This is a genomic window from Gammaproteobacteria bacterium (assembly GCA_013214945.1).
Lineage (GTDB): Bacteria > Pseudomonadota > Gammaproteobacteria > Enterobacterales > Psychrobiaceae > Psychrobium.
On sequence record JABSRT010000016.1, the window covers coordinates 56,327 to 78,777 of the forward strand.

20 protein-coding genes are annotated in these 22,451 nt (G+C 44.4%); 9 read left to right on the forward strand and 11 right to left on the reverse strand.

Annotated features, from left to right (window positions below; genetic code table 11):
* Window positions 1-32: 32 nt before the first annotated feature.
* The 6 genes from HRU23_13155 to HRU23_13180 all read right to left on the reverse strand — a co-directional run bounded on the left by HRU23_13155 (window position 33) and on the right by HRU23_13180 (window position 6,076).
* The gene (locus tag HRU23_13155) at window positions 33-1,001 is read right to left on the reverse strand and encodes an ABC transporter permease (GenBank protein NRA55086.1); all 969 of its coding nucleotides are present in this window, start codon (window positions 999-1,001) and stop codon (window positions 33-35) included.
* Window positions 1,001-1,786 (reverse strand): sugar ABC transporter ATP-binding protein, encoded by a 786-nt coding sequence (locus tag HRU23_13160; protein ID NRA55087.1) that lies wholly within the window; start codon window positions 1,784-1,786, stop codon window positions 1,001-1,003. Before HRU23_13160 ends, HRU23_13155 begins: the two co-directional genes overlap by 1 nt.
* 35 nt (window positions 1,787-1,821) lie before the next feature.
* Complete coding sequence (locus tag HRU23_13165; protein ID NRA55088.1) at window positions 1,822-2,790, reverse strand: ABC transporter permease; 969 nt, start codon at window positions 2,788-2,790, stop codon at window positions 1,822-1,824.
* 163 nt (window positions 2,791-2,953) lie between these two features.
* Complete coding sequence (locus HRU23_13170; GenBank protein ID NRA55089.1) at window positions 2,954-3,916, reverse strand: sugar phosphate isomerase/epimerase; 963 nt, start codon at window positions 3,914-3,916, stop codon at window positions 2,954-2,956.
* A 19-nt stretch (window positions 3,917-3,935) separates the two neighbouring features.
* Window positions 3,936-4,928, reverse strand: a complete 993-nt coding sequence (gene iolG, locus HRU23_13175) for an inositol 2-dehydrogenase (protein NRA55090.1) — start codon at window positions 4,926-4,928, stop codon at window positions 3,936-3,938.
* A gap of 122 nt (window positions 4,929-5,050) precedes the next feature.
* A complete protein-coding gene (locus HRU23_13180; protein ID NRA55091.1) occupies window positions 5,051-6,076 on the reverse strand; it encodes a substrate-binding domain-containing protein in 1,026 nt (341 codons plus the stop codon).
* A 630-nt stretch (window positions 6,077-6,706) separates the two neighbouring features.
* Between HRU23_13180 and HRU23_13185 the strand changes: the two genes are divergently transcribed.
* The 4 genes from HRU23_13185 (at window position 6,707) to HRU23_13200 (ending at window position 10,883) form a co-directional block, all read left to right on the forward strand.
* A complete protein-coding gene (locus tag HRU23_13185) occupies window positions 6,707-7,789 on the forward strand; it encodes a substrate-binding domain-containing protein (protein NRA55092.1) in 1,083 nt (360 codons plus the stop codon).
* 229 nt (window positions 7,790-8,018) lie between these two features.
* Window positions 8,019-9,038, forward strand: coding sequence for a hypothetical protein (locus HRU23_13190; GenBank protein ID NRA55093.1), 1,020 nt, complete (start codon window positions 8,019-8,021; stop codon window positions 9,036-9,038).
* A gap of 171 nt (window positions 9,039-9,209) precedes the next feature.
* A complete protein-coding gene (locus HRU23_13195; protein ID NRA55094.1) occupies window positions 9,210-9,743 on the forward strand; it encodes an NAD(P)H-dependent oxidoreductase in 534 nt (177 codons plus the stop codon).
* A 462-nt stretch (window positions 9,744-10,205) separates the two neighbouring features.
* Window positions 10,206-10,883, forward strand: a complete 678-nt coding sequence (locus HRU23_13200) for a pirin family protein (protein ID NRA55095.1) — start codon at window positions 10,206-10,208, stop codon at window positions 10,881-10,883.
* 102 nt (window positions 10,884-10,985) lie between these two features.
* Here HRU23_13200 and HRU23_13205 read toward each other — a convergent pair whose 3' ends face one another.
* Together HRU23_13205 and HRU23_13210 are read right to left on the reverse strand one after the other, a co-directional pair.
* The gene (locus tag HRU23_13205) at window positions 10,986-11,336 is read right to left on the reverse strand and encodes a RidA family protein (GenBank protein ID NRA55096.1); all 351 of its coding nucleotides are present in this window, start codon (window positions 11,334-11,336) and stop codon (window positions 10,986-10,988) included.
* Window positions 11,337-11,517: 181 nt separating this feature from the next.
* Window positions 11,518-12,774, reverse strand: coding sequence for a D-amino acid dehydrogenase (locus HRU23_13210; GenBank protein NRA55097.1), 1,257 nt, complete (start codon window positions 12,772-12,774; stop codon window positions 11,518-11,520).
* Window positions 12,775-12,937: 163 nt separating this feature from the next.
* Here HRU23_13210 and HRU23_13215 point away from each other — a divergent pair, with 163 nt between their 5' ends.
* The gene (locus tag HRU23_13215; GenBank protein ID NRA55098.1) at window positions 12,938-13,873 is read left to right on the forward strand and encodes a LysR family transcriptional regulator; all 936 of its coding nucleotides are present in this window, start codon (window positions 12,938-12,940) and stop codon (window positions 13,871-13,873) included.
* Window positions 13,874-13,930: 57 nt separating this feature from the next.
* Here HRU23_13215 and HRU23_13220 read toward each other — a convergent pair whose 3' ends face one another.
* On the reverse strand, window positions 13,931-14,803 hold the full coding sequence (locus tag HRU23_13220; GenBank protein ID NRA55099.1) for a LysR family transcriptional regulator: 873 nt from the start codon (window positions 14,801-14,803) through the stop codon (window positions 13,931-13,933).
* A gap of 192 nt (window positions 14,804-14,995) precedes the next feature.
* Here HRU23_13220 and hisC point away from each other — a divergent pair, with 192 nt between their 5' ends.
* The 3 genes from hisC to HRU23_13235 all read left to right on the forward strand — a co-directional run bounded on the left by hisC (window position 14,996) and on the right by HRU23_13235 (window position 18,038).
* Complete coding sequence (hisC, locus tag HRU23_13225; protein ID NRA55100.1) at window positions 14,996-16,081, forward strand: histidinol-phosphate transaminase; 1,086 nt, start codon at window positions 14,996-14,998, stop codon at window positions 16,079-16,081.
* 48 nt (window positions 16,082-16,129) lie between these two features.
* Complete coding sequence (locus tag HRU23_13230; protein ID NRA55101.1) at window positions 16,130-16,906, forward strand: transporter substrate-binding domain-containing protein; 777 nt, start codon at window positions 16,130-16,132, stop codon at window positions 16,904-16,906.
* Between the two features lie 367 nt (window positions 16,907-17,273).
* Complete coding sequence (locus tag HRU23_13235; GenBank protein NRA55102.1) at window positions 17,274-18,038, forward strand: ABC transporter substrate-binding protein; 765 nt, start codon at window positions 17,274-17,276, stop codon at window positions 18,036-18,038.
* 114 nt (window positions 18,039-18,152) lie between these two features.
* On the opposite strand, the gene HRU23_13240 is transcribed toward HRU23_13235, so the two are convergent.
* Together HRU23_13240 and HRU23_13245 are read right to left on the reverse strand one after the other, a co-directional pair.
* Entirely contained in the window at window positions 18,153-19,208 is a 1,056-nt protein-coding gene (locus HRU23_13240; protein ID NRA55103.1) for an ACP S-malonyltransferase, read from the reverse strand.
* Window positions 19,198-21,471, reverse strand: a complete 2,274-nt coding sequence (locus tag HRU23_13245; protein NRA55104.1) for an MFS transporter — start codon at window positions 21,469-21,471, stop codon at window positions 19,198-19,200. The genes HRU23_13240 and HRU23_13245 overlap by 11 nt, the downstream gene beginning before the upstream one ends.
* A gap of 118 nt (window positions 21,472-21,589) precedes the next feature.
* Between HRU23_13245 and HRU23_13250 the strand changes: the two genes are divergently transcribed.
* A complete protein-coding gene (locus HRU23_13250) occupies window positions 21,590-22,444 on the forward strand; it encodes a LysR family transcriptional regulator (protein NRA55105.1) in 855 nt (284 codons plus the stop codon).
* Window positions 22,445-22,451: the final 7 nt, after the last annotated feature.

Genomic DNA, 22,451 nt, shown 5'->3' on the forward strand with positions numbered 1-22,451 from the left:
GTTGTTGGCCATTAATCGTAATGGCTTAATTATTAGTGCTTAACTAGGTTACTTAGCCAGTTATTAGACAGCGAGGCAAACACCACAATGCCACCGAGTAGCAACATAAACCACTGCGGTTGAATGCCCATGACAACCAGGTAACTTTGAATGCTCGACAAAATGAAAGCCCCGCATAACGTCCCAATAATTGAACTACGGCCTCCTGCCAACAAACAGCCGCCTAACACGGTCGCAGCTATGGCTTCGAGTTCCATCAGGCGACCAAAACTGCCATCGGCAAAACCGATATGATTAGCTTCTAAAATACCCGCAAAACCAGCCAACATCGAACAGATAACAAAAGCCTTAATCTTTAATCCTTTGGTTCTGATCCCACGAGAGTGCGCGGTGTCTTGGTGACCACCAGTCGCCAACAGACGATTACCGAACGGGGTATAAAATAAGGTGATATGCAATATTATCAAGATGGCCAATACCCACCAAACAGCGGTATTTAGGCCCATAAAGTGACCTCCACCAAAGATATGAAACAGCGTTTCGTCACGAATTTCACGGTTGGCAGCAAAGGTATTATTATCGGTCAGTGCATAGGCTATGCCTCTGAAGATAAATAATAAACCAAGGGTAGCGATAAGCGATGGAATGTGGAAACGATTAACCAATTGGCCATTAATAAAACCAATTGTCATCGCGGCCAGTAGCGCTAGCGGAATAGCAAAACCAACCCCAATACTATCAGCCAGCCCCAGGTAGACCAATGCGCTGAAACCAAATACTGAACCGACCGAAATATCTATTTCACCGATGGTGACGACAAAGGCTTGACCAAAGGCCATGATCGATAAGATGGCGGTAACTTGCAAAATCGACTGAATATTGCCTAGGTTTAACCACACACCACCGGAACTAATCGCAAAAAAAGCCGCCATTAGTACTGCGATTATCAATGAGCCAGATTCTGGCTTACTGCGAAAGAAATGAATTGCTTGGCTATTCATTAGTTACCTCCCACCACATTTAAACCATCCTCAACCTTGCGGCCACCTTGGCGAATGACTTCTTCAAGCTCGTCGGCGGTCATTTCGTCTTTGCGTACGTCGATAACTTTTTCACCATTTTCCATAATGACAATGCGATCACACAAGCGGTGTACCTGAAAGATATCGTGAGTAATATAGATAACCAACACGCCTTGTTCCTTTAATTGCTTAGCAAGTTCGTTAACGTGTTCTCTTTCGCGAACAGAGAGGTGGTTGGTTGGTTCATCCATGATCACCACCCGATGCTGCGCCTCAACTGCACGGCCAATTTTAATTGACTGTTGTTCACCACCTGAAAGCATGGCAACTTCATCGTCGGGACCGACATTTTCACGCAAGCCAAAGCTGCGAATAACCTTGCTGCTGGCATCGCGCATCGCGTCAAAATCAAGAAATGAAATGCCACAGATTTTTTTAACTGGCTCGCAGCCAAGGTAGTAGTTACGGGCAATCGACAGGTTGCCACAAAGGCCTACTGACTGTTGAATCGTCTCGATGCCAAAGTCTATCGCTATTTTAGGGTGAAACTCTTCTACTTTTTTGCCACTGAGCAACACTTCACCAGAAGTCGGTTCGTGGATCCCGCATAAAACGCGGATTAAGGTAGTTTTACCGGCACCGTTGTCACCAACTAGGCCGATTAACTCGCCGGAATTAAACTCGACACTGACATTTTTTAATGCTTCAAATGCGCCAAACTTAAGGCTGATATTATTCATTTTAACTAAGGGCGTATTGGACATGATATTTACCTTTTATTATTATTTAAGATTATTAATCAGCTTGCGCTAGCAAAACGTTTAGATATGTAAGTATTAAAAATCACCGAACAAATGAGTAAAATACCGACGAAGGTAATAAACCAAGAGGTTGGCGCACCTAGAGCAATTAACTCGTAACGCACCGCCGTTATTAGCAAGGCACCGAGCAATGCGCCTAAAATAGAGCCTCGACCACCGGTCAATAACGTGCCGCCGATAACCGCTGCCGCAATAGCTTCTAGCTCTTGTTCTTGGCCAAGCGTGACGTGAGTTTGAGGTTGATCTGCGAGGGTTAAAATGGCACTTAATCCAGCCAATACCGCACTTAATACGTAAGCAAAGGTTTTTACTTTGCCGACCCGAATTCCTCGTGAGAGTGCACTAGCAGGGTCGCCACCGACCGCCATCAAATGATTACCGAAGCGGGTACGGTTCATCACAATGCTAAATACTACGGTCAGTAATAAACACCAGATCACGGCGTTTTCAACGCCAAACCAGTTGCCGCCCATCGTTTCGACCAGCCAATGGTCGCGTGACTCGCGAGGCAACGTGCTAACACTACCGCCCGATTGCACATAGATCACCCCACGCCAGAAAAACAATGTGCCCACGGTGACGATCATCGATGAAAGATTAAACCGCACCACAAACAAGGCATTAAGTAAGCCTGCTAACGTCGCTAGAACGAGCGATAAAATGACCGCCAGAGTAACGCCAACAAAAGGCACTAACATGATAAAAGAAATACCGGTCAGGCCGTAAATTGAGCCAACCGAAAGGTCGATTTCACGGGTCATCATCACGAGTGCCTGACCAATAGCGAGTAACCCTAGAATAGCCGCAAAATGCAGAATGCTTTTCTGAGTAAAACCACTTAACCAGCCCGCGGGATCAATGACAGCGAATATAATATAGATGGTGAAAACACCGATAATCGCGCCGGCGTCGGGCCGTTTTTTTAAAAACTTACTAAGGTAATTCATACCTATTCCTCACTACATGGTTATGAGAATTACCGGTATCAGTAACAGAGATTGGCGAAATCAAGGCTAGTCGGTGACTAACCATCGTATTAACCGAAAATTGCTACCTAACCGAAAATTATATGATTAACGTTATGGCTGCACAGTCCTGCAGCCGTGCTGATTAAATCGGTGGTAATTCGTAATCCGACACTTCAGAAGGCATACAACGTTGCAGCAGTTCTACCGACTTCTTGACGCCTTCATAACGAGATAGATTCATATCTTCATGCTCAATACTAAGCACGTCGTCATATCCGGCAAGTCGAAGTTCATAACAGAACTGGCGCCACCATAGTTCGCTTTGACCATAACCTAAGGTTACATAAGACCAGCTACGCTCGGAAACTTGACTGTGGTTTAAAGTTTCAAGACGCGAGTTTTGGGCGCAAGCTTGCGGGTTAATCCAGGTATCTTTGGCATGGACATGATAGATACAGTCACCTAGCTCACGGATCACCGCTAGCGGATCAGCACCCATCCATAATAAATGGCTAGGGTCAAAATTAAGGCCGACAGTTTTCCCCACTTCGCCGCGCAGGCGTTTGAAACTTTGGGCGTTATACACCACTTGACCACCGTGCATTTCCAAGCAAAGTTTACTGATGCCACGGCCATTAGCCGTTTTAACTAATTGCTGCCAGTAAGGGATCACTTTTTCCTCCCATTGCCACTGTAAAATCTGGCCAGTTTCAGGCGGCCAAGCACTAATAATCCAATTGGGATGAAGATCGCCCGGAGCCCCCGGCAAGCCAGACATTAAGTTGACTCGTTCGATATCCATGCGTGAAGCTAATTCAATTGTTTTATCGACCACGTTTGCTTCAGCTTGACCGCTTGGCGCTGGGTGCAGCTGATTGCCGTTGGCGTTGAGGGCTGAAATAGCCAAACCGTGATCTTTAATCTTGGCTTGAAACTCTCGCATCCGCGCTGGGTTGTCCAGCAGATCATCAAGATTTATATGAGGCGCGCCAGACCAATTACCAGTTGCGAACTCAAGATAATCAAGACCTAATTCTGCCGATGTCTTGAGTAACTCATCGAAACATAAATGGCTGAGACTATCGCTTACTAATCCTATTTTCATTGCATACTCCTATGGATCATTACCAGTTCAACGTAACTGGCTGGCCACTTTCTAATGACTTCACAGCGGCTTCTGCTAATAGCAGCGCTCGTTCGCCATCTTGCACACTTGGATTAAGTGCTACCGTGCCGTTAATTGCGTCAACGAAGTGGGCCCATTCAATGCGATAAGAATCGGCGTAGCGCTCGAGGAAGAAATGCAATGGTTTTTGTGACATCACGCCATCGACAGTTGATTTAACTAACGAGCTTTCGACCACATTAGCGACACTAAGCATGCCTTTACTGCCGTGTACTTCGATGCGCTGGTCGTAGCCATATGCCGCGCGGCGACTGTTAGTGATGACCGCCATTTTGCCGCTGGCACATTGCAGACTGACAATGGCGGTATCGATATCGCCCAGTTTCTTAATTTCTGGATCCGTTAGGCTTGCTGCCGTCGCATGCACCGAAACCGGCTCTTCACCTAACAACCAACGTGCCATATCAAAGTCATGAATGGTCATATCTCTAAACATGCCACCTGAAACTTTTAGATATTCAATGGGCAGGGCGCCTGGATCGCGAGAATTAATCGTCAGCAATTCAAGTTCACCAATTTCTCCGGCCACTAAGCTCTGCTGTAAATGAGCAAAGTTAGGATCGAAACGACGATTAAACCCAACCATCAGTTTGCCGCCCGTTTCTTTTACCACTTCAACACATTGGCGAACTCGCTCAATACTTAAATCGATTGGTTTTTCACAAAAAACAGCCTTACCAGCCAAAATAGCTTGTTCACTAAGATTAGCGTGGGTATCGGTTGCTGAAGCAACCACGACAACATCTACCTCGGCATCAGCGATAAGCTCTTCAACACTAACGACCTTGGCACCGTATTTTGCGGCCAGCTGTGTTGCAGCATCGTGATTAATATCTGCTACATAACGCAAGCGGCTTTGTGGGTGTGATGCAATGTTGCAAGCATGGATCTGCCCGATCCGGCCCGCGCCAATTAAGGCAACTGATAACATAGAAATTTCCTTGATAAAAAGCCTGCCCAGTAAATAAGCATTGGGCAGGAAGAGATAAACAAATAGAGGTGTATACGGATGTGAGGGCTACAATGACAGCCCAACGAAAGGGTTAGCAGGTTTTACCAGATATTCTGCTTTTCATATTCTTCACCAAAAATATTCTTAACTTGTGATACCCAGCTATCGATATTGCTTTTCTTAACCACAATAGGACCGGTTAGAATGTCAGAAGATGGTGATAAACCGCGGGTTTTATTCCAGTACAACCATTCCATTGGTGCGAAACCTTGCAGCCAAAAACCTTGGCTATTCGTTGCTAGCAATTTACCAGTACGGATACCTTCGAGTGCGACTGGGCTAGCATCGACAGTAATGATGGTAACGCCTTTGTTATCAACATCTGGGCTCAAGCCCATATCGTCGGCAACACCGTAAGCCCAAGGTGAAGACCAAGACGCAACAGTGAAAATGTAATTGGTGTCTGTATTACGAGTTAGGTACGCCTGCATTGCGTTACGGGCTTTGGCCGGTTCTGCACCGATAAAGAGATTATCAACCTCAACGCCTTGAGCTTTCATTGCGTCAGCCATTCCTTTGCAGCGTGCTTTTAAACCATTATGTGCGGCATCGTGAATTGCACACATCACTTTAGTCGGTTTTGGAATTGCACCAGTATTCGCCTGCTCGATAGCGTACAGACCTAAATCGTAGCCAGTTTTGTACTCGTCACCGCCGATATAAGTGAGGTAAGGGATCCGCTCCCCTTTAGGGCGACTATCCGGAATATTGAATGCCACTACTGGAATACCACTGGCAATGGCTTTATTAAGGATGGGTTCCATCGCTTGAGCGCTCACAATCGGTACTGCGATGCCGTCTGGTTTTGTTGCAATGACCTGCTCTAACAACTGGATATGCTTTTGAATACTGTATTCATTGGTTGAGACATATTCTGTTTTTACGTTGGGGTAGCGTATTTCGAATTCTTCGAGCGACAAGGTTAGCCACTTCATGTTGGCATCGTTTGAGCCAATATGTGAAACCATAACAAAACGCATATCAGCTTCGGCTTCGGCTGCAAAAGTTGGTGCTACAGCACCTAGTGTTAGTGCGCTTGCTAATAATAGCGATGAAACTTTTTTCATTTTTTTCTCCTAGTGTGAACCGAAGGGCCGGTTCAATGTTGTTTAATTATTTTTTTACTTCTGGAGATATGAACTCAATGAGTTCATAAATTGAACACTACACGTGTCATTTTGAGGTGTCAACAGTCTTTTTTTTGAGCGCCCATTTCATTGTATGTTCATTTTTATAAAATAAATGACTTGTTTTGTTACCGTCGACAAGCTGAAAAATGAGCGGGCATGCTCATTGAGGAGTAATAGCTATCAGGCCAAATAAAAAGTGAGAAAACGCATAAGTCATAAATTTATTTAGCAATGACTTATTGTTTTACCATGAGTTTGGTATGCACTTAAATTGTTTGATAACAATAAGTTGTCTTGATGTTCGTGTGGTGTTATTAGGTTTTATTTTGATGTTTATTAAATTGCACAACGTGCATTGATTTGATTTTTTTATTAAATAATTTTCTTAAATTGGCTCATTATACGAAATACACAAGAGTCCTATTTTTGAGATGTATGACTGTTGAAATGAATGAGGTGTTTAACCTCATTTTGAGAGGTGATTGAAACTTTCCTTATATCAGCTTGCAATTGTCACAGGGTTTTTTTAGCATGTACTGCTACGATCCAATAAAAGGTTACTGTTCCATGTCCACCGTTTTAGACATTCCTAAGAAGACGACTCTCAAGCAAGTAGCTGCTCGTGCTGGTGTTAGTCTGGCGACAGTGGACCGCGTCATAAGTAATCGCACTAAAGTTAGTAGCCATACTCGCGAGCGGGTTATTGCCGCGATGCAAGAATTGTCTGCTGACGCTCAAGAGCAATCGGCGCAAACTAAATCACAATCAAAGTCACAATCTAGGCCGCTCAGTTATGGTTTTGTGATGGAGTCGGGTACACCATTTCTTAATTCCATCGAACAGGTGGTGGACTCTATTGGTGATAGTTACAGCGCGTTAAATACTACATTTTCAACCTATAGCCTATCAATGTTCAATTTGCCCGACTATCTCGCATTGCTCCAACAAGCGGCGGCTAAACATGACGGCCTCATTTTGGTTTGCCGGGAAGACGCGGCTATTTCTTCTGCTGTGAATAAGATCATGGCGCAGGGAACCCCAATTGTCTGCCTAACGACGGACCTAAGCGATACCACTCGCTTAGGATATATCGGGATGAACCATGCCAGTGCTGGTCGGACTGCTGGGCACTTAATGGGACGATTTATCGGGAAAACAGCCGGTGAGGTTGTGCTGGTGGTCAGCGCTTCTTATCGTGCTCAATACGAACGTGAGCTGGGGTTTCGCCGGATCATTCGAGAAGAGTTCCCTAATTTAACTATTCGTGAATCGCTTAATAATCATGATCTTGATGAAGAAAGTTACGGTAGTTTGATTACTTTATTTAACTCTGGCACAAAGCCTTTAGGCGTCTATAGTGTTGCTGGTGGTACTAGTGGTGTGGCTAATGCGATAAAAAAAATGGGCTGGACTAACGATGTGGTGTATATCGGCCATGAATTAAATGAGAGTTCTTATACCTTGTTGTCTAATAATGAGATTGACGTCATTATTGATCAAGATTTACGCGCCGAAGCCGTTGCCGCAGTTAATGTGTTATTGCACTATCATGACGTACTGCCTAAACCTCCTACATACACCCCGAGTGCGCCAATTATCACTACCCGTGAAAATATGGGAGTACGGATCCCACTTGCTTATTTAGGATAAGCCGTTCGTCGTTGTATATAGGCCTATAGCTAATATTAACTATAGGCCAGCCCCATTCTGGCAAGCTCTCATTTTCCGTATTTTTTGTAATTTTTGTTTATTATTTCAGCGAAAAACGTTACCTTCGACCACTGATTACTATTGGAACTATAGGATAGTCAATGGTGATCTTTTTTAATGTAAACATCGCTATATTAAGCTCTAACAACGATTAATAAAGGAATATGTAATGACAGTTAAGCAGAAATTAGATGTTGTACCTGGTTGGCTTGGTGGGTTTGAAGCATCAAATCCGGCATTCTCTTATCCAACACCAGACCTTAGCTCCTTAGCAATGCAAGACAATATGCGCAATATTGCTAAGTTGCAGCGTCAGCAAGCGGTTAAGTGGCCTGAGTTTAGTTGGCAAACAAAAATGGGTCATGCTGATCCTAAACGATGTTATCAGATGTTCGCACCGGACATTTCGCGGATCGGTTACACTGATACTGGCAGAGTGTATTCAATTATTTGCCCTCAACAAGGCATAACCTCTCCGTCATTTGGCACTTTAAATGTAGAAGTTACAGTGACTGGTACTAGAGGCTGGGTTAATGAAGATAATTTAGAATGCGCAGCTGATTTGGCCGTGGTGGGTAAAATTTGGTTTAGCCCAAGTGCTAACCAAAATTTCATTGTTAAGCAATTATGGGAGCATTTTGAAAAGAGCAAGTTGCCTTTCCCTTCGACAAAATCTCAGGCGATAGTTGTCTCGACCCATAAAGTGGCAAGCCCTGAGCAACCGAACTTTGCACTAAATAAAGGCCAGAGCGATAACTTCAAGATCCCAGGATTTTCTAACCACGAAGACGAAGCATGGACTGTAGGAAATCTGGCGGTTCAGATTGGGCCAATCATAAAAACGGGTTACCCGGTAGTTGATGAGTTTAATCAACTGATCATGGACGTATTTAACATGGGTTCCGGTAACATGTTGCAAAGCGAAAATGTGCTGACATGGAACGTTTGGTTCACCAAACCAGAATTGGTTGACCAAGATGAGTGGGCTAGTCATGCATGGCGATGGCGCGAGTCGATCGATGCTGATCATGGTGCAACAGGCACAGTCGCTAAATATTATGACGGTTCACCTTTCAAAGTTGATTTCGACGCAATAATGAAAGAAGAGCAAGATAAATTGCATCATTTTTTGAAGAAAATTGAAGGCGAAGAGAAAAACAAAATTATTTCCTTTTTAAAAGGGATTTAAGAAATTGGTGCAATTAGATCGCAGTTATTTATGCGATTTGATTGCACCATAGCTCATTAATTTGGCGCTTTATTAATTTAAATGCGCTTGTTTTAATTGCTCGATTACTGCGATAGTGGACTACTTGTTATTAATTATTCTATCGTCCTAACCAAATATCAGGAGTAGCGCATGAAAATAATTGCATTTGCCGCCAGTAGTCATAAAAAATCTATCAATCAACAGTTGGCCGTCTATGCGGCGGGTTTGTTAACTAAGGTTGAAGTTGAAATTTTAGATATTAATGATTACGAGCTGCCGTTATACAGCCAAGATCAGGAGCAAGCGTTGGGGCATCCTCAGTTAGCTAAGGACTTTTTAGCCAAAATAACGGCTTGCGATGGTCTGATTATTTCATTTGCTGAGCATAATGGCTCCTATACGGCCGCTTACAAAAGCCTATTCGATTGGTGTTCGCGAATTGAACCTAAAGTATTTCAGCGCAAGCCAATGGTGTTACTGGCGACGTCACCAGGCGCGATGGGCGCTTCAACGGTATTAGCGGCTGCGGTACAGTCGGCACCTTATTTTAATGGGGTGGTTAAAGCCAGTTTGTCGATCCCCAATTTTTACGATAACTTTGACAGTGAAACACAGCAGCTAAGCCATGCCGAGCTTAATGTTCAGCTTAAAGATGCGGTTAGTCATTTAGATTATTTAAAGTAGAGCACTAAATAAGGCTTGTTTGCGTTGCTGGAGCAAGTCACTTTTACGCGGTCATTTAATCATTTCAGCCACTCCTCGATAAATATTACCTCCATTATCAACCACCTAAGCGCACCGCTGCATCCCCTTAATATTAACCAAACGTATTATTGTAGCGACGAGATGCTCTGGTCTGAATTTAAGCATATATTTTTGCTCGCAAGGCTCCTATTATGAATGTTGGTCTGAATAAAATTCGGTTTATAAAACCAACGGCGCTAATGGCTTAGTAGCATGATCCATTGAGGTTGGTCGAGGTGATACATCTAATACTGTGCATTGTAAACACACCTTAGCAATCAAGGTTGCTAGGTGCTTATTATTTACAATGTAAACACATCTTGCCATAGGTTTTAGTAACCCAATTAAATGATTAGGCGCGGTTGATACTGACTAGCAGTCTAATCAGCAAAGGTGAAGTTCATGAATATATTACGTAAAAGTGACCTAGAACAAGGTGGGTTTTCCGGTATAAAAGAGCATCGTTTGGTGATGGATGAGCAAGTGTTTAAAGGTAGGGCGAATCCAGGTGTGTCACAGGGGCTCGGTCATTTTGTCTATTTAGCTGACGCTCAATTTAACCCGATGGGGGAAACTGGTTTACATGACCACAAAGAGATCGACGTTATTTCTGTGATGGTTGATGGGCAGGTTACTCATGAGGGATCTTTAAAGCATGGGCAGTCGTTACTGGCTGGACAAGTACAGGCGCAACGAGCCGGCGGTGAAGGTTTTTCACATAATGAAATAAATCCAGATCAAGCTAAAAATAGAATGATTCAGCTATGGGTCTTACCCGAACAGGCTGGGCAGTGCGCAGATTATAAATTATATTCATTACCAAGCGACGGATTAACTCGGATTTATGGTGGGGCAGACAATCTAGGTGCCACTTTTTCCAGTAACACTCTAATCGATGTTGGTTACTTAAAGGCTGGTAAAAGCGTGAATTTGGACCAAAGGTTTGTGATGTATCTAGCGCAAGGCAGCGGCTTAGTCGATGGCGAAGTTGTTAGTGACGGCGACTTAATCAGTGGTGATTCGTTGGTGTTTGAAACCAATAGCCAAGTGATGGTCATTATAATCACTTTGCTTAATTAGCTATGCTGACTCGGTAATTACTTCAACGACCTTTCATCGCACTAATAAGTGAAGGCAAAGCCACTCGTGGAAATTGAGTGGCTGTGGCAGTAAAAGCGCGAATTATATCTCGGCTGCTACCACTGAAATTTCAACCAATAACTCTTCACGAGCCATGCTCGCTTGCACACAAGCGCGAGCAGGCGCAAAACCTTGTGGTACCCAGCTATCCCATACGGCATTCATTTCAGCGAAATCGTCCATGGTTTTAACGTAGATAGTAGCTGACAAGATGTGCTCTTTGTCACTGCCGGCTTGCGCAAGCAGATCTGTTACTTTTTCTAACATGCTTGAGGTTTGCTCGGTGATGTCTTTGGTTGAATCTTTACAGACTTGGCCGCATAGGTAGACGGTGCCATTGTGCTTAACGATGCGGCTCATACGCTGGGCTGTTTCTAAACGTTCAATTTTCATGCTTGACCTTAAAAAGAGTAATGTTGCTAAGACGAAGTCGTCATTAGCGATGATTGATTCAATAATACGACTGTCGATTGTACAGCCTAATGCTTAAAACAGAACTTAAAACCGTAATTAGAACAGTAGTTAAAAAATAGTTAAAACCGTAATGAGAACAGTGCATAAATTATTCTATATTTTATGACTGATAACGCTCAATGCCTAAACCCTCGGTACTAATATCCGGAGTTTTCTCGCTCATGATGTCGCTTAAATACTTGGCGGAGCCAGTAGCCATGGTCCAACCTAAGGTGCCGTGTCCGGTATTAACAAATAAGTTCTCAACGTCGGTGCGGCCAATAATTGGCGTGCCATCGGGCGTCATCGGTCGTAATCCGGTCCAGTAATTGGCTTGCGACATATCGCCAGCCCCGGCAAATAAATCTTTTAACACAAAGTCGACATTGGCTTGACGCGATATCGGTAAATCAGTGTTAAAACCAGTTAGCTCGGCGGTTCCACCAACTCGAATGCTATTGTCGAAGCGAGTAACCGCGACCTTGTAAGTTTCGTCCATCACGGTTGAGACTGGGGCTAAACCGCTGTCAATAATCGGCACGGTTAATGAGTAACCTTTGACCGGGTAAACCGGTAGTTTAATGCCTAATGGTTTGAGCAGCAGTGGAGAGTAGCTGCCTAACGCCATGACATAGCTGTCGGCCGTGAGCTCACCTTGATCTGTTTGCACTGCTACAATTTTTTTATTATCAACGACGAGTTTTTCAATGGCGTGGTCAAATAAAAATGTAACGCCAATCTCTTGGCATTTTTTAGCTAATTCTTTGGTGAATTTATAACAGTCGCCGGTTTCATCATCGGGCAGGCGTAAGCCACCGACCAGCTTGTGCTCAACCTCGGCCAACGCGGGCTCGTAATTAATGCAACCAGCATTGTCTAATAATTGATAATTAACATTGCTTTGCTCAAGCGCTTTAATATCATTTTGCACTGCGATTAATTGTTTCTGCTGACGAAAAACTTGCAAGGTACCTTGAGTTCGATGTTCGTAATTAAGTGATAACTCATCACGCAGGCTGCGTAAATTATCACGGCTATATTCAGCCAAACGTAACATGCGGCCCTTATTTTTCTGATAACTTTGTTCGTTGCAGTTCAGCAATAACTTCATCATCCAACCATAGAGGTTAGCGTCGGCCAGTGGATTTATCCGCAGCGGTGACAAGTCTTGCAATAACCACTTAACAGCCTTGAGCGGCACACCCGGCCCAGCCCATGGACATGAATAACCCGGTGAAACTTGGCCAGCATTGGCAAAGCTGGTTTCTAAAGCCACATCGCTTTGGCGGTCAACCACGGTAACCTGATGTCCGGCTTGGGCTAAATACCAAGCGCTAGTAACACCGACCACACCCGATCCTAAGATTAATACTTTCATTGCAAACTCATGCACGACTAAATAATGGCTCTGATTTTATTGATTTAGACTGACACAACAAGCAATGATTGCTAACATCAGCGTTAAGTTAAACTTAACGCTGATGTTAGGCTTAAGGCAAGGTTAACGCTTTTAGCTGAAATGAGAGAGTAATGAGACAGTAATGAAATTAAATGGTCAAATTCTGGCGGCGCTGCGCACCTTTGAAGCCGCGGCATCATGTGGCAGTTTTACTAAGGCAGCCAAGCAGTTACATATAACGGCTGCCGCGGTTAGTCAGCAAATGGCTAATTTAGAATCGCAGCTTAAGTTATGCTTGTTCGAACGCCATTCTCGCGGTATTCGCCTGACACCTTGTGGTGAGCAGTTGTTGAATACGGTGCAACCAAGTTTAGATAATATCGCAGCCACCATCGATAAATTGCAAGTGAGCAACATCACGAGCAATCAGTTACGGATTAAATCAACCCCGTCTTTTGCTTATAAATGGCTAGTACCGCGTTTACAGCATTTTTATCAAGAATTCCCCGAAATTAAAATTCAAATTTTCGCCGACAGCGCCTTGGTTGATAAGGCGACCACTGATTATGATCTAGTGATTGATTTTGGCCCGATCCCATATCCTGGCAATGAAGCCGAGTTATTGTTAGCCGAGGCGCTTATTCCGGTGATGAGTCCGGCTTATGCGCAACAATTTAATTGGCACGATCCCAAGTGCTGGGCGCAGGTTAATTTATTACACGATGCGATGCCTTGGCTCGGGGCGAGCCCCGACAGTGAATGGCGTTATTGGTTTAATGCAATGGCGCTAGATAATAATGATAGTAGCCAAGGGCATTCATTTAACCGTACCGACTTGGCGATGGAAGCCGCGGCAGCAGGGCAGGGTGTGGCACTGGCCCGTCAGGCTTTGCTCGGCGATGATATAAGCAAAGGTAATTTAGTGGCACCTTTTGCGCCGATTAAGGCGGGATTTGGCTATTACTTATTGCAGGGTCGATCATCGAAAGTACAGTCTTCGTTGCACGCCATTGAGAGCTTTAAAGGCTGGATCCAACAACAAGTATTGCACTGGGAGCAGACCCAAAAAAACCACTAAATAGCAGTGTTAGTGCTGATGCCATTTTTTACATTACATTGTCTGTTTTTCCAATAGTCAGGGCTGTAAAATCCAATCGATTAATAACTGTAAATTCGGCGCTTTCAGCGATTTAGGTTGAACGACATAATAACTATTGCCAGAAGTGATGGTTAATGGATGTGGCGTAACTAACCGGCCCGCGGCTAAGTCTGCTTGTGCAAGCGTAACGTCGCCAATCGCAATGCCAAACCCTTGTACCGCGGCATTGACCGCCAAATCTAACGTGGCAAAATGTTGGTTGTGATCGGCCAACAATTCAGGACGTTGGGCTTGTTTTAGCCATAACATCCAATCACTTTTCTGCGGAGTGGCATGCAGCCAAGTTTTTGACTGCAGTTGATTGGTACTTAGTGGCGACTTTGCATCAGGCAATAAACTCGGGGCGCAAACCGGGGTTAAACGTTCCTCAAACAACAGCTGCGTTAACAATGATTTATTTTGCGGCGCGGGGCCATAGCAGATTGCAGCATCAAAGGGCTCGGTCGCAAAGTTTACATTGTGCTTAATCGCCGATGTTAGCTCGACATCAATGTCAGGATAGTGCTGCTCAAACGCCATTAATTTAGGTAACAACCACGGCGTAATACAGCTAGGTGCCTTAAGTTTTATTTGTTGCTTGTCACTGCATATTTGCTCCACTGCCCGGTTGAGCAAGTTAAGTGCTTGCTCAATCAATGGCAATAATTCGTTGCCCTTGCTCGTTAACGTTAAACCTCTGGCGTGACGTTGAAATAACCGAACCTTGAGCTGTTGTTCCAGCGACATAATTTGGCGGCTAATCGCGCCTTGAGTGACGTTTAATACTTGGGCGGCAGCGGTGAAATTAAGCAGCTCAGCCGTCACTAAAAAAGCCTGTAATTCTTTGGTTGATGGCAATCGTTTGATCATTGTGTGTCTCACTCCCTAGCTATGCGGTTTTGTCATGGCTAGTATGTCAATATTTCGATTCTAATTTCAATCCCGATTTGATTAAATCTAAAAATAAGATGATTTATAGGTTTTATATATCGCAAAAAGTGAATTAATATTCAAAATATCGCTATTTGTTAGATTATTTATTCAAGAACGTGGAGGTGAATTGTGAGTTCGTTAGCTAAAAAACTAGTGCCTGAGGTGGTAGAAAAACTCATACCATATCAATCGGCCCGCCGCATTGGTGGTCAGGGGCATTTATGGCTTAATGCCAATGAACTTGAGCATGGTCATCAGTACGGTCAACTATCGCAAGGGTGTACCGACAACTATAATCGCTACCCAGACTTTTTGCCGCATCAACTGGCGGAGCAATATCAACGCTACTGTGAGCAAAGTGCCGGCGATTTAACTTGCGAAACCGTCGCAGTGCGTGGTGCCGATGAGGCGATTGATTTATTGATCCGAACTTTTTGTCAGCCGGGCAATGATCAAATTTTGATTTGCCCACCCACTTACGCGATGTATGAATTTTGCGCCGACGCTTTTGCCGTAAAAACGGTTAAAGTTGCATTACTTGAAGATTTTCAGTTAGATGTCGCGGCAATAAAACCGCAGTTAGCCAAGTCGAGTTTATTGTTTTTGTGTTCGCCGAATAACCCGACCGGCAATTTAATTCATCAGCGCGATATTGTTGAGCTGCTCGAAGCGAGCAAAGATTCAACGCTGGTGGTGGTTGATGAAGCGTATATTGAATTCTCGCCTGCCGATACCGTGCTGTCTTTGATGACGCAATACCCTAACTTAATTGTTATTCGCACGATGTCGAAAGCATTCGGCCTAGCGTCGATTCGTTGTGGCTTTTTAATGGCGGCCCCGCAAGTGATGGCCTATGTCGCGCGTTTGATAGCCCCTTACCCTATTGCAGATCCAACGGCGACTATTGCCTTGCAAGCATTGACAGAGCAAGCGGTGGTGCAAATGCAAGGCCATACCGAGCAGTTAGTTGAGGTTCGTGATTGGTTTAGCCAGCAGCTGCAGGAATTGCCGATAGTCGATGAGGTTTATCGCTCGGCAACCAACTTTGTATTGATAAGGTTTAATACCGACAGCAGTATTTATGATTTCTTGTTAAGCAAGGGCATAGTAACGCGAAATCAGGCCCATGAAGGCAAACTTAAGCGTTGCGTCAGAATTTCAATCGGCACTAAAAGCAGCATGGTCGAAACGTTAACAGCGTTAAAAAGCTATTAATAACAGCATCAGTAACAACAATAACAATATACTCAGAGGATTTTTATCATGAAAAAATTACTTACTGTCGGCGTTTTAGTGGCGACTGCTTTATTTGGTACCGTGCAAGCGGGTGATGGAAAGGTCATTAAGTTAGCGTCAGACTTTACCTATCCACCGTTTAACTTTAAAGATGCATCGGGCACTCCGAGCGGCTTTGACATTGAAATTGCCGATGCTTTGTGTGCTCAGGCGCAGCTAAAGTGTAAATGGGTAACTCAAAGTTGGGACGGTTTAATTCCGAGCTTATTGGCCCGTAAGTCGGATGTCATTATGGCGTCGATGCGGATAACCCAAGAGCGCAAGAAAAAAGTCTTGTTTAGTGATAAATATTACCAAACGCCCGCACGTTTTATGACCGCGAAAAGTTCGGGCATCAGCATCGATAAAGCTGGCTTAACGGGAAAAACTATCGGTGTTCAAATTGGCACAATCCATGATCGCTACGTGACCGATTTCTACGGTGATGTTGCTACGATTAAACGTTATACCGGACAAGATGAAGTGTATCTAGATTTTGAAAACGGACGCTTAGATGCCGTTTTTGGTAATTCTGACCAATTAGTATTGGCCTTTCTTGATTTAGAACGTGGTCAAAAATTTGCGTTAGCCGGAGAGGCGGTAACCGACAAAGCTTATATTGGCGAAGGCACAGCGTTAGCGATGCGTTTGAATGACAAGAAGCTTAGCATGAAGTTTAATCAGGCGATTAAAGATATTCGTGCCAACGGTACTTACGACAAAATTGCAGCTAATTACTTTAGCTTTGATATTTACGGCGAGTAACTCCCCCAAATGAGCTCTAGGCATAGTGCCTGAGCTCATTTTATTCTAGTCAAATAATTCAGCTAACTCCTGCCATTGCCACTCAGTTAAGTTTTTGGCCCGCATAATAAATCCGGCGTCATAAAAAACTAATTCGACAGTTATGATTACTTGAATAGATCGGTAATCAATGTATAAAAAACAGCCAGCATTTCAAACCACAATTTTGATATTTACAGGCACAATTTTTGATACTCTTTGTGTGCATATTGCTCAATAAAACGGTAATATCTTTAGTTATGCTATTTCACCTAGCAGCACTGAAACTTGAATTCTCAAATAGTTGGCTATATGTGATAGCTTTTTATATAAATGCATAGGCCGCAACATGTCTCAGTTGATCAAGAGCAAGTTAAATTACTTAATTGTTATCCTTTTTACTTTTGTTACATCAATAGTAATGGCAGAAACCGTTACCCAAGTAAGATTTTCAGGCGGTGCACCTTTAGATGCCTATCAACCAAGATTAATTGTACCGATATTGACTGAGGCGTTTAAAAGAAACGGGATTAAATTTTCAGCCCAATATCATCCGAGTTTACGCTCTCTTAAAATGTCGAATTCAGGAGAAATGGACGGTCAATTACATCGGGTTTATAACTTTCATCAAGTAAGTGCGGGAAAATATCCAAACCTGGTAAGAGTTGAGTCTAAGTTGCTTACTGTCTCGGTGGCTGTCTTTGCTAAAAAGAATATTAAGATTAAAAATTGGGATGATCTAAAAGGCTATACTGCGATTTATTATCGTGGCCGCAAGAATGTTGAATCACAGCTTAAAAGAGTGCTGCCAGTTGACAAAATTGGTCAAGCTACCACCGATAAGCAAGCATTTAGAGTATTATCGGTTGGCAGGGCCGACGTGGTTATTTCTGAAAGTACCCAAGGTAATAAAATCATAGCAGCGAATCCTAAGTTAGCTGGCATTATTGAAGTTGTAAAGTTGGAAGAAACTGAAATATACGCATACATGCATAAAAAACATAAAGTTCTTGCACTGAAAATTGCCAAAACGATAGATAAAATGAAACAAGATGGCACTTTTTATAAAATCATTGATCAAGTTAACCGCAATTCATTCAATGATGATAATTAATAAGGTTGTAATACTACAACCGTCGTAATATCACCGCTCACATAAATCATTGCCACGCCGAAACCTTGTACTGTCAAAAATAACAATAATATTGTCAGTCAGTCAGTCAGTCAGTTAGTATATTTTAGTCCCAGTTACTACCAAAGAGCGTTGATGCTCTAAGCCCATCGCGATAATTATCGGATCGTCTTTTTGACGTTTAATAAAGGCTTCTTTATTGTTAATGCCTTGCCACTCTAGCTCTATTAAACGCTGCGCGATGCTTGAACTTAGACCATTGCCTGGGCCCAGCACAATAAAAACATCGGGGGCAAACTCTTTAATCGCGACATCGATTGCCTGATTAAAATAATACGGTTGGCATATTTGGTGATCAAGCGTGTATTGATACAGTTGGGCCACATCGGTCGCATGGGGCTGCCAAATATGGCCGCGGCCATCAATCAGTGGAATTTTAGGCGGGCAAAAAAGATCTTTAGCTAATAAGCCCTGCGCGTCATTAACCAAGGGATTAAGCAATGGAGTATGAAAAGCGCCGTGATTGAACAACCGTAACGGATAATGCTCGACAGGAGTAACTTGCTGACTAAATTGTTTAAGTCCGGCCTCATTGCCGCCGACGACGAAGTAAGCGCCTAAGTCGATTGAAAGATAAAGTTCACACTGGTGAGCTTGGTTAATGGTGTTAATTAGGCTTAATAACTGCTGCCTAACTTGCGGCTGGGCTTGCCATTGTTGATCAACCACCGGATAAATTATTTGGCCGCCAATTAGCTGCTTGCTCATCAATGAACCCATGGTATTAATCAGCTCGATTGCTGCGGGTGGTGCCAAGGCCTGAGCGGCAGCAAGCGCAATATACCAGCCCATGGAATTACCGCTAATGGCGCAAATATCGTATTGCTCAAGATCAATCGCCTGATAATCCCCCGCGGCGCAGCCATAGATTAACGCCGAGGCATTGTGCCCTAAAGTATGGGTAGTGAGATCATAGCTGGCCATTTGGTCGAGCGCTGCTATAGACGTAAAACCCTGTGTTGTTCGGTACTGGTCAATGGTTGTTATGAGCTCGCTGCGTTGCTGGTGATGCTGTAACAGATACCCCAGTTGTTGTTTGTTGTAACTGCCACGCCCGGGGCAAATGACCACGGCCTGCTTTTTATTGTGCATGGGGTATTTCCTTCTCTGACTGCTGAGTTAGCTCACTGGTTGCCAGTGGCATTAACTTCCCTAGTAATTTAAGTGCGGCCGCGGTGATGGTGTCTTTGCTCGGCATACCAAAGGTGGCGGCACCGGCGAGTGGCACAAAACAGTCTTCACCGCACAGGACACCGACTTGTAGTTGGGGTTGTTTGTTGGCATAAATAACGCTGAGTAATTGCTCGCTAAACGACCCCGTGGCCCGGCATTCATCAACCACTAACACATGTTCACAGGACTCTAATGTGGCCATCAACGCTGTTTCGTCTAACGGCGCTAACCAGCGTAAATCGATTAAGCGCAAGCAAATGCCATATTGTTGCTCTAGCACCTTGGCCGCTTGGCACGACAAGTAAAAGCCGTTGCCGTAACTGACAATGGCCAGTTCGTTGCCCTGGCCGTGCACGCCAATTTCGCCAACCTTAATCGGCTGGGCCTGACGCGGTGAGGCATAATTAAAACTCCACAATCCATCGCCTGTTTGGTGCAGATCTTTGGTCATATACAAGGCAATGGGTTCAATAAATATCACCACCCGCTGCTCGGTTCTAGCAAAGTTAACCGCCGCCCGTAACATTTCACTGGCGTCTCGACCGTTCGACGGACAGGCAATCACCAAGCCGGGAATATCACGAAAAACAGCCAGTGAATTATCGTTATGAAAATGGCCACCAAAGCCTTTTTGATAGCCTAATCCGGCAATTCGTATCACCATTGGGTTACTAAATTGGCCATTGGAGAAGAATGGCAGGGTGGCGGCTTCACCGCGAATTTGATCTTCGGCATTGTGCACATAGGCCAAAAATTGAATTTCAATAATCGGCAAAAACCCGTTATGAGCGGCGCCAATGCCCAGCCCAAGAATGCTTTGCTCATCAAGCAGGGTATTAATTAAACGTTTTTTGCCAAACTTGTTAAACAAGCCTTTCGTCACCCCGTAAACACCGCCTTTACTGCAGACATCTTCGCCGGCAATAAAAATGTTAGGCTGCTCGGCCATCAAATCGGCCAAGGTCCAATTGAGCAAGCGCGCCATGTGTTGTGGTTTATTCATTGCAGGCAGCTCGGTTTTAAACAGGGTTTGGCGGAATTGTTCGGTGGTTAAGTCGGGGCTGCTAACAGCGGGGTGGGCAGGGGCTACTGCTGCTTTGACTTGGTCTATGTTAGTTAACTTGGGACGACTGAGCGCTTGAACCGCGATGCGTGCTACCCGCTGTTTGATTTGTTGGTACATGCTAATTATTTGCTGGGCGGTCATGATCTGATGATCAAGTAAAATACGGGCGCTATGCAGCAGCGGGTCATTGTTTTCGTCGGCCTCAAGTAAGCTGCGATCCCGATAAGCAATTTCAGTATCGCTGCCAGCATGGCCAAATAGCCGCACGGTTTTCATGTGCAAAAAGACCGGTTGGCGATATTCTCTGGCCCAGCGCTGAGCGGCTTGCGCTTGTTGCCAGCTGTCGAGCAAATCGAGGCCATCGCAGCTGAAATATTTAAGGCCTGGCCGCTGGCTGAAATTGGCGTGGATCCAGTTGCTGGGGGTCGGGGTAGAAATGCCAATGCCGTTGTCTTCACACAAAAACACGAGGGGCAGTGGAATGTGCTGATAACTAATCCAAGCGGCGGTATTAATCGCACCTTGGGCAGTGGAATGATTGGTCGAGGCATCGCCAAAGTTACATAAGATCACTGCGTCATTGGGCAGAGGTGTGTCGATGTTAAACTGACTGGCTAATGGAATGGAATAAGCTGCGCCAACCGCTTTAGGTAAATGTGAGGCAATGGTGCTGGTTTGCGGCGGAATAAACAGCGCTTTACTGCCTAATACCTTGTGGCGGCCACCTGAAATAGGATCGTCACTGGACGCTACAAATGACAGCAGCATATCATAAAGCGGGGTTTGGCCGGGCAGTTGCTTGCTGCGCTGGATCATTAATGCGCCAGAGCGATAATGCAAAAAAGCCATGTCATTAACCCGAAAAGCTTTGCCAATGACAACATTGCCTTCGTGGCCACTGCTGCCAATGGTGTAAAAACTCTGTTTGGCTAGTGCGAGCGAACGAGACTGTAAATCGAGGTGGCGACTCATTAACTGACTTTCAAATAAATCGACTAATTCAACGGCGCTTAAACCAACTTGCGCTGGCGTTAATTGGTTGCTTGCGGCAGGCAACCGCCGCTGCATGACGCGGTTGGCGAATTGACTATCACAGATATTGGCACGACTTTGCATGATGCATTCCCATAAATTGGCTAACTATTATTTTTCATAAAGGGCTTAATGATTAGCTTAATAATTGTTCAGCCTTAGGTATAATATTAAATATCTTTGGTTGATATAGGTTAAAGCTATGGATTTACGTTTTTTATCTTATTTTGTCGCGGTTTATGAAAAAGAAAGTATCTCAGGGGCTGCCCGTCACTGCTTTATCAGCCAGCCATCGATATCGCATGCAATTAAGCAATTGGAAAAGGAATTAGCAGTTCAGCTTTTTAATCGCTATTCGCGAGGTGTTGTCGCGACAGGTGATGGCCGCAAGCTTTATCCCTTGGCTAAAAAATTACTTAATGATGCCAATAGCGTTAAGCAACAATTTGGCGTGGCTCAGGGAGCTGTCCCGTTTCGACTTGGGCTGAGTCGCGCGTTAGGTGTTGAGCGGATCTGTAATTTAATTCAACAATTTAGCCAAAATATAAGCCACCTTGAGTTAACGTTAGTAGACCATAACGACAGTCACGACAGCCGTATTATCTCGAGCACCCAGCGTCATCGCGATGAGTTATTTACCCCGATTTGGCATGATCGTTATGTGCTTGCGGTACCGCGGGGGCATCCGCTTAGTGTCGAAGCTAGGGTACAATTAAGCGCGCTGGATCAGTTGCCCTTTATTTCGCGCCAATCGTGCGAAGGCCAAAGTCAGCTTTTTTATGCACTGGAACAGCGGGGCATAACAGTCAACATTCGGGCAAAAATTCAGACGGTTGAATACGCCTTGGGGCTGGTTAGTGCTGGCGTTGGCGTGGCATTGGTGCCCAATTTGCCCGGCGTGATGGGGCGATCCGATTTATGCTTTATTGAGATTAGCGAACAGCGTATCACCCGCACGATTGGTCTGGCTTATTCGGCCCAAATAGACCCCAGTAATGCGCTTAATCAATTGATTGAAATTTGCGAACAAGCCCATAATCTTGTGCCAGTAGTTTAATGCCAGA

Bases quoted from the DNA above. Each gene is read 5' to 3' on its own strand.
- HRU23_13155 (NRA55086.1), bottom strand. From the start codon at position 1,001: ATGAATAGCCAAGCAATTCATTTCTTTCGCAGTAAGCCAGAATCTGGC.
- HRU23_13160 (NRA55087.1), bottom strand. From the start codon at position 1,786: ATGTCCAATACGCCCTTAGTTAAAATGAATAATATCAGCCTTAAGTTT.
- HRU23_13165 (NRA55088.1), bottom strand. From the start codon at position 2,790: ATGAATTACCTTAGTAAGTTTTTAAAAAAACGGCCCGACGCCGGCGCG.
- HRU23_13170 (NRA55089.1), bottom strand. From the start codon at position 3,916: ATGAAAATAGGATTAGTAAGCGATAGTCTCAGCCATTTATGTTTCGAT.
- iolG (NRA55090.1), bottom strand. From the start codon at position 4,928: ATGTTATCAGTTGCCTTAATTGGCGCGGGCCGGATCGGGCAGATCCAT.
- HRU23_13180 (NRA55091.1), bottom strand. From the start codon at position 6,076: ATGAAAAAAGTTTCATCGCTATTATTAGCAAGCGCACTAACACTAGGT.
- HRU23_13185 (NRA55092.1), top strand. From the start codon at position 6,707: ATGTCCACCGTTTTAGACATTCCTAAGAAGACGACTCTCAAGCAAGTA.
- HRU23_13190 (NRA55093.1), top strand. From the start codon at position 8,019: ATGACAGTTAAGCAGAAATTAGATGTTGTACCTGGTTGGCTTGGTGGG.
- HRU23_13195 (NRA55094.1), top strand. From the start codon at position 9,210: ATGAAAATAATTGCATTTGCCGCCAGTAGTCATAAAAAATCTATCAAT.
- HRU23_13200 (NRA55095.1), top strand. From the start codon at position 10,206: ATGAATATATTACGTAAAAGTGACCTAGAACAAGGTGGGTTTTCCGGT.
- HRU23_13205 (NRA55096.1), bottom strand. From the start codon at position 11,336: ATGAAAATTGAACGTTTAGAAACAGCCCAGCGTATGAGCCGCATCGTT.
- HRU23_13210 (NRA55097.1), bottom strand. From the start codon at position 12,774: ATGAAAGTATTAATCTTAGGATCGGGTGTGGTCGGTGTTACTAGCGCT.
- HRU23_13215 (NRA55098.1), top strand. From the start codon at position 12,938: ATGAAATTAAATGGTCAAATTCTGGCGGCGCTGCGCACCTTTGAAGCC.
- HRU23_13220 (NRA55099.1), bottom strand. From the start codon at position 14,803: ATGATCAAACGATTGCCATCAACCAAAGAATTACAGGCTTTTTTAGTG.
- HRU23_13230 (NRA55101.1), top strand. From the start codon at position 16,130: ATGAAAAAATTACTTACTGTCGGCGTTTTAGTGGCGACTGCTTTATTT.
- HRU23_13235 (NRA55102.1), top strand. From the start codon at position 17,274: ATGTCTCAGTTGATCAAGAGCAAGTTAAATTACTTAATTGTTATCCTT.
- HRU23_13240 (NRA55103.1), bottom strand. From the start codon at position 19,208: ATGCACAATAAAAAGCAGGCCGTGGTCATTTGCCCCGGGCGTGGCAGT.
- HRU23_13245 (NRA55104.1), bottom strand. From the start codon at position 21,471: ATGCAAAGTCGTGCCAATATCTGTGATAGTCAATTCGCCAACCGCGTC.
- HRU23_13250 (NRA55105.1), top strand. From the start codon at position 21,590: ATGGATTTACGTTTTTTATCTTATTTTGTCGCGGTTTATGAAAAAGAA.